Source organism: Floccifex sp. (assembly GCF_051873555.1).
Lineage (GTDB): Bacteria > Bacillota_I > Bacilli_A > Erysipelotrichales > Erysipelotrichaceae > Floccifex.
Genome location: NZ_JBJEEY010000092.1, coordinates 1 through 9,521 on the forward strand (window position 1 = coordinate 1; position 9,521 = coordinate 9,521).

A 9,521-nucleotide genomic window follows, 5' to 3' on the forward strand; every position below is an offset into this window, starting at 1 on the left:
CATTTGATTATGCCATTAATTCTTGTACATTGAATCCAGCTCGTGCTTTACGTATCGATGATCGAAAAGGAAAGATTTGTGCAGGATATGATGCAGACATTGTTGTTTTAAATAACGACTATGATGTTATTCAAACGTATGCACGTGGAAAGGCTTGTAAATAAAAAACGGGATGTCATTTGACATCCTTATTTTTTTGTTTTTCGAACGATAAGAGACAAGTATTTAAAGGCCATATAGAGGGCAAATATCGCAACAATATAACTGGCAACAATCAATCCGTTCTGGTTTTTGACGTTATTGGAAATAAAAGTATTCACAATTAATAGAATACCCAAAATACCATATAAACCAAAGCGAAGCGCTAAATCCTGGATGGAGCTTTCAATCATTTGATCAATGGGTTTCACTTTATCTTTTTTATCGAAGTTTGTGCTCTTTGGACATGTGTTCAAAAATTTTTTAAAGCGGTATTCCATAAATATAAAGATTACTGCACTAATGGCCAATGAAATAAGAATATGAATTTCAAATAAGATATAGAATAAAATAAAAGCAACCAATGTTAATATAAATCGCATTTGAAGTGTTTGAAATGTTTTACTTTTTTCTTTTGAGATTTTATAAGCCATTTTATTTCTTTTATCAAAATAAATTGTATTACCGACTTTGTCTTGATAAATATTGGGACCGGAAATCATGGTATTTTGTGTCGATGCTTTTTTTGTCTGTTTCATAATAAACCTCTCTGTACTGTTTTAATTATAGCGAAATTTCTGTTCATTAATTAATTTAGGTTTTGCACAATTTAGTAGCTTTATTGTTTTTCAAATTTATAAAAATATAATACAAATTGAAAAACAAACAACGAGGAGGAAGTTTATGTTATTTAACAAAACAGAAGAGAATTGGAAAGAATTAAATGGGTATTGGACGGCTAAAGAAATTTATCAGCAACCTTCTACTTGGAAAAAAACAATTGCTCAAATCAAAAATGAAAAAGATGCGATTCAGGCTTTCATTGAAAGAACAACAAAAAATGAAGACTTTGATATCATTTTAACGGGAGCTGGAACAAGTGAATTTGTTGGAAATTCAATTTTTCCTTATTTAACAAAGAAAAATAATTACAAAGTAAAATCTTATGCAACAACAGACATTGTTGCCGATCCAGAAAGTTATTTATCAAGAACAAAACCAACTTTATTAATTAGCTATGGACGCAGTGGAAATTCACCTGAATCGGTTGCAGCTGTTGAAGTTGCCAATGTCGTTTGTGAAAACATCAATCATTTATTTGTGACTTGTAACGCAAATGGGGCTTTATCTAAATTTGCAGTGGGAAAAGAAAATTGTTACGCAATTAATTTGACACCTGAAACACATGATCAAAGTTTTGCGATGACTTCTTCTTATTCTAATATGTATTTAGCTACTTTATTGGCTTTCCATTTAGATGACTTAGATGCATTTGCTCAGCAAGTAGAAGTTGTGATTGAAAAGAATCAGGCTTTCTTAGACAATGCATGGAATCAGGCAAGTCATGTTGTGGATGACTTTGATTTCAAGCGTATTGTGTATTTAGGAAGCAATAACAATAAAGGTGTGGCTCAGGAATCGGCTTTAAAGATGTGTGAATTAAATGGTGGTACAATTGATACTGTCTTTGATACACCAATGGGATTTAGACATGGACCTAAATCTGTGATCAATCCAGAAACGTTATGTGTTGTTTATTTGTCAGATGATCCTTATACTCGTCAATATGAATACGATATTATTAAGGAAATGAGTCCAGAAAGAAAAGGAAATAAAATTTTAGTGGTTTCTTCAAAAGATGATGATATTAAAGAATATGTGGATTACTTTATTTCATTTGATAATGGACAAGCTTTGCCAAATGTTTTATTAGGTCTTGAATATATTACAGTGGCTCAAGTGATTGCGTTATTTAAATCCTTGAAGTCTGGATATACACCAGATAATCCATGTCCATCTGGAGAAGTGAATCGAGTTGTTAAGGGTGTCATTATTTATCCTTATACAAAATAAATAGGAGGAAAAGCGTATGGTAGGTATTATTGTAACGGGCCATGGTCGTTTTGCCAGTGGTTTAACGAGTTCCATTGATTTAATTGCAGGTCCACAAGAACATTATGTAGCTGTTGATTTTGAACATGAAGTGGATCAATTAACAGCTGATTTAACAAAAGCTATTGAATCTTTAAGTGACTGTGATGGAATTCTTGTTTTTGCGGATTTAGCAGGGGGTTCACCTTTTAAAACATCTGTTTTAGTTTCACAGGCTTATCAGAATATTGAAATTGTAGCAGGTACAAATCTTCCTATGTTGGCTGAAATTGTAATGGCTCGTCAATTTGGTATGGACTTAGAATCTTTGGTGAATTCGGCTGTTAGTACAGGAAAGGATCAAATCATTCGTTTTGAAATGGCTTCTGTGGAAGTAGCTGAAGAAAGCGATGATTTTTCAGATGGAATTTAATATGAGAATTGTTCGTGCACGTGACTATAAAGATATGTCCAGAAAAGCTGCCAACATTATTTCGGCACAGATTATTTTAAAAAATGATTGTGTGCTGGGATTGGCAACTGGATCGACACCGATTGGGATTTATGATACATTGACGCATTGGTGTGAAAAAGGAGACTTGGATTTTTCACAAGTAAAAACAGTAAATTTAGATGAATATGTGGGATTAGATGGATGTCATGATCAGAGTTATCGTTATTTTATGAATAAGAATTTATTTGATCGTGTCAATATTAATAAAGATAATACCCATGTTCCAAATGGAAAAGCCGAAAATGCACAGGAAGAATGTGAAAGATATCATCGTGTGATTGAATCCATGGGTGGTATTGATCTTCAGTTATTGGGTATTGGAAACAATGGGCATATTGGGTTTAATGAACCTTCTGATGTATTTGAAGAAAAAGTACATAAAGTAGAATTAACAGAAAGTACTATTCAAGCCAATAGTCGTTTATTTGATTCCATTGATGAAGTACCTAGATATGCATATACAATGGGAATTGGTGAAATTATGAGTGCCAAGCGTATTTTAATTGTGGCTTCTGGTAAAGCAAAAGCACCAATTGTCAAAGAATTAATTGAAGGACCAGTTCGTCCAGAAGTCCCTGCTTCTATTTTAAAATTCCATAGTGATGTAATTTTAATTGCGGATGAAGAAGCATTGAGTTTACTATAAAAATAAAAAAACGGGAAACCGTTTTTTTATTTCATCACTTTATTGGCATAATCACTTGGATTGAGTCCAAATTTTTGTTTGAATCGTCTGGAGAAATAGTGAATAGAAGAGAATCCTAAAATAGAAGATATCTCTGAAATGGTATATTTACTTTCTTTAATCAATAATTTACTTTTTTCTAATTTTAAATTGCTGATGTATTCTTTAGGTGCAATTTGTAAATTATTTCGAAATAAAGACTGTAAAGTGCTTCGACTAATCGCAAAGTGATCACAAATTTCTTCGACGGTTAAAGATGTATATATATTTTGATTGATATACAACAATATTTCATTGATCATTTCGTTTTCAAATCGCTGCTGCATTGGTGTGCTGGCGATTTTTTTATCGCTTTGACCGGTTTTTAATAATTCATTGATTAAGCGTTCTAAAGATAAAATTAATGTATTGTAGTCATAATTGGTTTTGGCTTCATCGGCTTGTACAAATTTTTCAACGGCATATCTTGTTTCGCGTGATGTTTTAAAGACACGATTAATGAGTTTTTCTTTGTCTTTTTCATCGATTTCCATAGAAACTATGAATGTTAAATACGAACAAACTTCGTGTTTTGTGCTTTGAGAATGAAATTGTTCCGGGGCATAGACAATTAATTCATTGGAATGTAACTCAAATTCTTGTCCTTCAATGGTGGTATATAACGTTCCAGAATCTACATATGTAATTTCCCAGTGCTGGTCTTTTTCGCCTAAGAAGCGATAATTAGAGCTTCGAATATTATAGTAATAGGCAATGAGTTCAAGAATACGAAATGTGGGTTTAATTCTTGAATAGGTATATGAGTTTTTAAAGAAGTAATTTTGTATAAAGGTATTTTCGTTAAAGGCCACTTCAACTTTGGCTTGGCATCCTAATGTTATGAAATTAAAATAGACACCTTTATTAATTTTTACCGTTCGATGAATAACAAATTCTCTGAAGTCATCGGAATTTAATGTATTGGAGACAATTAACATGCAGATACCTTCAATGGATCGAACATAAACATCGTCACTGGCTAAGTATAGAGAAGTTGTTGTGTCGTTTTGAATGGTTAAAATATGATTTTCTTCGTGGGTGTTTTCAAATGTGTCTGAAAAGACTTCGCCGTATTTTAGGAATTCGACGCTTGATGTTTTGTTGAACATAATAAATCCTCTTTTGTACTTTTCATTTATTATAATCCTTAATTTTTTGTTTTAATATAAAAATATTGTATTTTTTGCGGATTTATTTGGATTTATTAGACATAGACTAGAAAATTGTTGTTTTTTGTTTTGTTATTGTATTTTTTAGTTTGTTTCTGTTTGTTTATTGATTGATTTTTTGTGTTTTATTTATAAATATTAAAAGCATTGTTTTTCTTTTTTGCCAAAATTAAAGCGTTTACATTTTTAAAATTAATTAAAAAAAACAAAATGGTAAACAAAAAATGTAAATATTTTTTTGCTCAAAAAAACTACAATATAGCCAAGAGGACAGAAAAGGTTGTCCTGAGAAGGGAGAGTATTTATGCCAAATATCGTTTTAACAAGAATTGATAATCGTTTAATTCATGGACAAGTTGCGACACAGTGGTGTGGATCTGTAGGAGCAAATTTGTTGTTAGTTGCCAATGATGCTGTTTCAACTGACAAATTACGTCAAGGGTTGATGAACATGGCAGCACCTGGTTATGCACAAACAAGATATTTCTCAATTGAAAAAACTATTCAAATTATTGGGAAAGCTAGTCCAAAACAAATGATTGCTATTATTTGTGAAACGCCACAAGATGTTTTAAGACTTGTGGAGGGTGGAGTTCCAATTAAAAAAGTAAACATTGGAAACATGCACATGTCTGAAGGTAAACGTCAAGTTGCTACAAGTGTTGCAGTAGATGATGATGACGTGGCTACTTTCAGAAAATTACAGGAGTTGGGAGTTGAATTAGAAATTCGTCGTGTTCCTCAATATGCTCCTGAAGATCTAGATAAATTATTTCAATAATCTGGATTTAAAATTTTAGAATTGGAGAAGAAAAAATATGAATGTTATCGAAATTATTTTATTAGCTATCGTAACTTTTATTTTTGCGATCGACCAATTCTCATTAACAGAAATTATGTATCGTCCAATCGTTGCATGTCCAATCATTGGTTTGATTTTAGGAGATGTTCAAACTGGATTGGTAATTGGTGGTACATATGAATTAATGATGATTGGTAACATGCCAGTTGGTGGGGCTCAGCCTCCTAACGCTGTATTGGGTAGTGTTGTTGCGATGATCTTTGCGGTAAAAGCAAAAATGGATATCAATGCTGCATTAGGTGCTTGTATGATCTTCGCTACTTTCGGTCAATACGTTGTTACATTAACATTTACAGTTATGTCTGGTTTAATGGCTAAAGCCGATAAAGCAGCTGCTGAAGCAAATCCAAAAGGAATTACTGCTGTATTAAATACTTCTATGTGTATCTTAGGTGGATTATTTGCTGTTATCGCTATCATCGCTTACGTTGGTGGTGTGGCAATGTCTGGTACATTGGAAGCATTGGCTAAAAATGCTTCATGGTTCATGGGTGGATTAAGTGCTGCCGGTGGAATGATGCGTTTTGTCGGATTCGCTATCTTATTAAAGATCATGTTAGCAAACGATATGTGGGGTTATTTATTAGCTGGTTTCGTTTGTGCATTGGTAATTGGAAATATTCCTGTATTAGGTTCTGCAACATTATTATTAGTTGCTTTCTTGGGAATCTTTATTGCATTGAATGACTTCCGTATCAGTGGATTAAATAAGAAAATTGCAGAAGGAGGTATGAGTGATGGAATCTAATCAAAATTTAAGATATGTAGACACAACTCCAGCTGCTCGTGTTAGTAAAAGCACTTTAACAAAAATGATTTGGCGTTCTTGTCAATTACAAGCTGCATTTAACTATGAACGTATGCAATCTGCTGGTTGGTTATGGGCTATGTTACCTGGTTTACAGGAAATTCATACAAACAAAGAAGACTTAGCAACTTCAATGAGTCATAATATGGACTTTATTAATACACACCCATTCGCTGTAACATTTGTTATGGGTATCGTATTATCAATGGAACAATTAAAAACTGATTGCCAAACAATCCGTTCTGTACGTATCTCTGTTGCCGCTCCATTAGGAGGAATCGGGGATGCATTGTTCTGGTATACATTAGTTCCTATTACTGCTGGTTTAACAGCTAATATGGCAATTAATGGATCATTTGTTGGACCTGTTCTATATTTCATTATCTTATTTGGATGTGAAATGGCTTTACGTTATGGATTAATGTATTGGTCATATAACTTGGGTATGAAAGCAGTCAGCATGATGACTGAATTTGCTCAAGAATTCACTCACGCTGCTTCTGTATTAGGAGTATTCGTAGTTGGTGCTTTAATTGCTAACTATGGTGGTGGAACTCGTTTAGGTATCACTATTGCCAATGGTGAAAACCCAATCGTTATCCAAAACTACTTAGACATGATTTTACCTTGCTTATTACCATTGTTATTAACATTATTGATGTTCTTCTTGATCAAGAAAAAAGGATGGACACCAGTTAAATGTATCGGATTAATTTTGGTAATTGGTATTGTTGGTGCTGTATTCGGTATCTGGTCTGGTTCTTATACACCACTTGTACCAGTTCCTTGGACAGTCGGATAAAATCAATTGCATAAATATTACTCTCTAACATGAAAGACTCGATTCAATCGAGTCTTTTTATCGGTTTTTAATCAATGAAAGGGGTTACAATGTTCAATAAAACATCGAGTGTGGAATTTTTGAAATATGGTGAAGTGTATACGGATTATACGAAGAATCGTGACACACATCAAAATAATTTTGTTCTAAATATCTCAAATGAATCGATTACTTATTTTTTGAAAGCTACAACAGATATTTATTTGAAAATGTTAGATGGAATTGCGTTACTGGTCATTACAGATGATTTGAATGCTAAACAATTTGATGAATTTGTGATGCATCGAATTATAAAAATTAATGGCGGAAATTATTTCAATTTTATTCCACTGGGAACACAAGCTAAAATTGAATTGGCTTTTATTCCAGAATGTCGCATTGAAAATGTATTCCTTCAACATGAATATACCTATAAAAGAATTGTTCCCAGTATTCATGTCAATGAATTGATTGCGTATTATTATAATGTACGAAATCATCACTATGAATTTACAGGAGAATCCATTAATTACTGGGAAATTACGTATGTGGATTCGGGTACATTGTATACTGTAGTAGAAGGCATTGAATATGAGTTGCATTCCAATGAATTAATTGTATATGCACCGAATCAGTTTCATAGTCAAAGAACGCAGGAAAATTCTTGTTCGTATTTATCGATTATTGTGGATATGGATGTTTTATTGGAAGAACATAAAAGGAATTTAATTAATAAAGTGATTAAAGTCGATCGAAGTACAAAATCGGCTTTGGATTTATTCGTTCAAGGTACATCAATTGAACACGAAAACAGTCATTTGTTGTTGTTTGAGTCTTTGTATCGCATTGTATATGGATTAATATCGCATTCGGATCAGGAAATCACAAAAGTAGCCAGTACCCCTATGCAACAGAATTTTGAAAATGAATTATTGAATGAAATTTTGTTGTATATTAATGAAAATGTTTTTAGTGATTTTAATAACGTTGAAGAATTATGTCAGCACTTTGGTTTGTCTCGTAGTTCTTTACAGAATTTATTCAATAATAACTTAAATATTGCGCCAAAGCGCTATATATTAAATATAAAATTAAATAAAAGTAAGGAATTAATTCGAGAAAGTAAATATACGGTTTCTGAAATATCAAATTTATTAGGTTTTTCATCGATTCATTATTTTTCTCGTCGTTTTAAACAAGAATATGGAATTAGTCCTACTGAATATGCCAATAAAATCTATAAGTCGAAATAATTCGACTTTTTTTGTATAATGAATGAAGGAGATGAAAAAATGGAATATACAAAAATATTAAATGTTACATCCAAAGAATTCTTTGATGCTTTACAGGAATCTGTTATAGAAGATGTAAAACAATCCACAAATAAAAACATTCATAAAGTCGAAAGTGGTTTTCAGTATTCTAAGAAACATGGAAAAGAAAAGATGAATGTGAAAATTGAAGTGTTTAAAAGAAATAGTGAATACAAAGCACGAATGAAAACGGATAAAATGGAAGCCATTACTTCTTATTTAGTTAAAGAAAATAAAGAAAGAAATATAGAAGTTACGTATTGCGAAGAATCCATTGGTCATAAAGTCAATGCCTTTGATAAGATGCGCTTTAAATCCGCAGCAAAGAGTCAGTTATCTAAAATAGAGTCTTATATTTTATCAAAAAGAGATAGTGAATAATGCTATCTCTTTTTTTTACCATTATTGATAGTTAATCATTTCGCAAAAATGAAAATAATTTAAATTTGCGAAACGTAAAATACTTATACAATGAAAAAGAGATAGTGGAGGATACTATCTCTTTATTGTGAAATTCGTTTTTCAATTTTATTCTTAATCAAATTACCTTCTTTTACATCTTCTTTATAAATGTCTGTATTGATTCTTGTTGTTCTATCTGAAATATAAGCAGCTTTTATTGTATTATCTTTTAAAACAATCTTTAATCCAACATAGAAACTTGGTTCTCCAAAAATTGTATAAAATGTTGTACCGCCTAAAACCTGATGAACAAAAGGTTGTCCTTTGCCTTTATATTTTGCATCTTCATTTAAAAGGGAAACTTTTGCGATATCTTTGTAATCCACAAAACCTTTATCGCCAATTAGAATATTGATTCTCTTATTATCATCATCAAATTCCATACATTTAAATTTATTCATGTAAGTCACCTCCTTAAAAAAATTATAATAGATTTAGAGATAATAAGTTGTTGATCCTGTGAAAGTTTGTGAATAAACGGCTGTGTAGTCAATATAACCATAAATAGTTACACTACGTCCTCCATTGGTAATAGATGCAGAGCATCTTGGGTTTTTAGCATTTTGTGGTGCTCCTGGCGCAGAGTAACTGTAAACATTATATGCTCCAATGGAAGTAATCAAATTTGTGCTTGAATTATAGTAAAATGTCAAAGTTACATATAATGTACAATTATACATGGGATCTGAGAAAATTCCTGTTCCTCTACAAATTACGGATACATTAATGGTTCTAGGAACATTTGTAGCACGCATTCCAGACCATGCACCATCATATAC

Annotated in this window: 13 protein-coding genes; 9 read left to right on the top strand and 4 right to left on the bottom strand. The window is 31.9% G+C overall.

Going from position 1 to position 9,521, the window contains the following annotated elements; all coding sequences use genetic code 11:
- A partial coding sequence (locus ACI32A_RS05395; RefSeq protein WP_439754026.1) for an amidohydrolase family protein occupies positions 1 to 164 on the top strand: 164 nt, incomplete at its 5' end.
- A gap of 24 nt (positions 165 to 188) precedes the next feature.
- On the opposite strand, the gene ACI32A_RS05400 is transcribed toward ACI32A_RS05395, so the two are convergent.
- A complete protein-coding gene (locus ACI32A_RS05400) occupies positions 189 to 737 on the bottom strand; it encodes a hypothetical protein (RefSeq protein ID WP_439754014.1) in 549 nt (182 codons plus the stop codon).
- 145 nt (positions 738 to 882) lie between these two features.
- Here ACI32A_RS05400 and ACI32A_RS05405 point away from each other — a divergent pair, with 145 nt between their 5' ends.
- Genes ACI32A_RS05405 through nagB form a run of 3 tightly spaced genes read left to right on the top strand, consistent with a single transcriptional unit; the run spans position 883 to position 3,230 of the window.
- On the top strand, positions 883 to 2,052 hold the full coding sequence (locus ACI32A_RS05405) for an SIS domain-containing protein (protein ID WP_439754015.1): 1,170 nt from the start codon (positions 883 to 885) through the stop codon (positions 2,050 to 2,052).
- Between the two features lie 16 nt (positions 2,053 to 2,068).
- Positions 2,069 to 2,503 carry a PTS galactosamine/N-acetylgalactosamine transporter subunit IIA gene (agaF, locus tag ACI32A_RS05410; protein ID WP_439754016.1) on the top strand — a complete coding sequence of 145 codons (435 nt, stop codon included), beginning with the start codon at positions 2,069 to 2,071 and terminating at the stop codon, positions 2,501 to 2,503.
- Position 2,504: 1 nt separating this feature from the next.
- Entirely contained in the window at positions 2,505 to 3,230 is a 726-nt protein-coding gene (gene nagB, locus ACI32A_RS05415) for a glucosamine-6-phosphate deaminase (RefSeq protein ID WP_439754017.1), read from the top strand.
- Positions 3,231 to 3,256: 26 nt separating this feature from the next.
- Here nagB and ACI32A_RS05420 read toward each other — a convergent pair whose 3' ends face one another.
- The gene (locus ACI32A_RS05420) at positions 3,257 to 4,417 is read right to left on the bottom strand and encodes a helix-turn-helix domain-containing protein (RefSeq protein ID WP_439754018.1); all 1,161 of its coding nucleotides are present in this window, start codon (positions 4,415 to 4,417) and stop codon (positions 3,257 to 3,259) included.
- Positions 4,418 to 4,781: 364 nt separating this feature from the next.
- Here ACI32A_RS05420 and agaB point away from each other — a divergent pair, with 364 nt between their 5' ends.
- The 5 genes from agaB to ACI32A_RS05445 all read left to right on the top strand — a co-directional run bounded on the left by agaB (position 4,782) and on the right by ACI32A_RS05445 (position 8,661).
- A complete protein-coding gene (agaB, locus tag ACI32A_RS05425; RefSeq protein ID WP_439754019.1) occupies positions 4,782 to 5,258 on the top strand; it encodes a PTS galactosamine transporter subunit IIB in 477 nt (158 codons plus the stop codon).
- A gap of 37 nt (positions 5,259 to 5,295) precedes the next feature.
- Entirely contained in the window at positions 5,296 to 6,087 is a 792-nt protein-coding gene (locus ACI32A_RS05430) for a PTS mannose/fructose/sorbose/N-acetylgalactosamine transporter subunit IIC (RefSeq protein WP_439754020.1), read from the top strand.
- A complete protein-coding gene (locus tag ACI32A_RS05435; protein WP_439754021.1) occupies positions 6,077 to 6,949 on the top strand; it encodes a PTS system mannose/fructose/sorbose family transporter subunit IID in 873 nt (290 codons plus the stop codon). The genes ACI32A_RS05430 and ACI32A_RS05435 overlap by 11 nt, the downstream gene beginning before the upstream one ends.
- Positions 6,950 to 7,038: 89 nt before the next feature.
- A complete protein-coding gene (locus ACI32A_RS05440; RefSeq protein WP_439754022.1) occupies positions 7,039 to 8,220 on the top strand; it encodes a helix-turn-helix domain-containing protein in 1,182 nt (393 codons plus the stop codon).
- Positions 8,221 to 8,259: 39 nt separating this feature from the next.
- A complete protein-coding gene (locus ACI32A_RS05445) occupies positions 8,260 to 8,661 on the top strand; it encodes a DUF3284 domain-containing protein (RefSeq protein ID WP_439754023.1) in 402 nt (133 codons plus the stop codon).
- A 122-nt stretch (positions 8,662 to 8,783) separates the two neighbouring features.
- Here the strand turns inward: ACI32A_RS05445 and ACI32A_RS05450 are convergent, their stop codons facing one another.
- Both ACI32A_RS05450 and ACI32A_RS05455 read right to left on the bottom strand, forming a co-directional pair.
- The gene (locus ACI32A_RS05450) at positions 8,784 to 9,143 is read right to left on the bottom strand and encodes a hypothetical protein (RefSeq protein ID WP_439754024.1); all 360 of its coding nucleotides are present in this window, start codon (positions 9,141 to 9,143) and stop codon (positions 8,784 to 8,786) included.
- A 33-nt stretch (positions 9,144 to 9,176) separates the two neighbouring features.
- A partial coding sequence (locus ACI32A_RS05455) for a hypothetical protein (protein ID WP_439754025.1) occupies positions 9,177 to 9,521 on the bottom strand: 345 nt, incomplete at its 5' end.

What these genes read in the sequence shown, in the direction of transcription:
- ACI32A_RS05445 (WP_439754023.1), top strand. Translation starts at nt 8,260, where the DNA reads ATGGAATATACAAAAATATTAAATGTTACATCCAAAGAATTCTTTGAT.
- ACI32A_RS05430 (WP_439754020.1), top strand. Translation starts at nt 5,296, where the DNA reads ATGAATGTTATCGAAATTATTTTATTAGCTATCGTAACTTTTATTTTT.
- ACI32A_RS05440 (WP_439754022.1), top strand. Translation starts at nt 7,039, where the DNA reads ATGTTCAATAAAACATCGAGTGTGGAATTTTTGAAATATGGTGAAGTG.
- ACI32A_RS05405 (WP_439754015.1), top strand. Translation starts at nt 883, where the DNA reads ATGTTATTTAACAAAACAGAAGAGAATTGGAAAGAATTAAATGGGTAT.
- nagB (WP_439754017.1), top strand. Translation starts at nt 2,505, where the DNA reads ATGAGAATTGTTCGTGCACGTGACTATAAAGATATGTCCAGAAAAGCT.
- ACI32A_RS05435 (WP_439754021.1), top strand. Translation starts at nt 6,077, where the DNA reads ATGGAATCTAATCAAAATTTAAGATATGTAGACACAACTCCAGCTGCT.
- ACI32A_RS05400 (WP_439754014.1), bottom strand. Translation starts at nt 737, where the DNA reads ATGAAACAGACAAAAAAAGCATCGACACAAAATACCATGATTTCCGGT.
- agaB (WP_439754019.1), top strand. Translation starts at nt 4,782, where the DNA reads ATGCCAAATATCGTTTTAACAAGAATTGATAATCGTTTAATTCATGGA.
- ACI32A_RS05420 (WP_439754018.1), bottom strand. Translation starts at nt 4,417, where the DNA reads ATGTTCAACAAAACATCAAGCGTCGAATTCCTAAAATACGGCGAAGTC.
- ACI32A_RS05450 (WP_439754024.1), bottom strand. Translation starts at nt 9,143, where the DNA reads ATGAATAAATTTAAATGTATGGAATTTGATGATGATAATAAGAGAATC.
- agaF (WP_439754016.1), top strand. Translation starts at nt 2,069, where the DNA reads ATGGTAGGTATTATTGTAACGGGCCATGGTCGTTTTGCCAGTGGTTTA.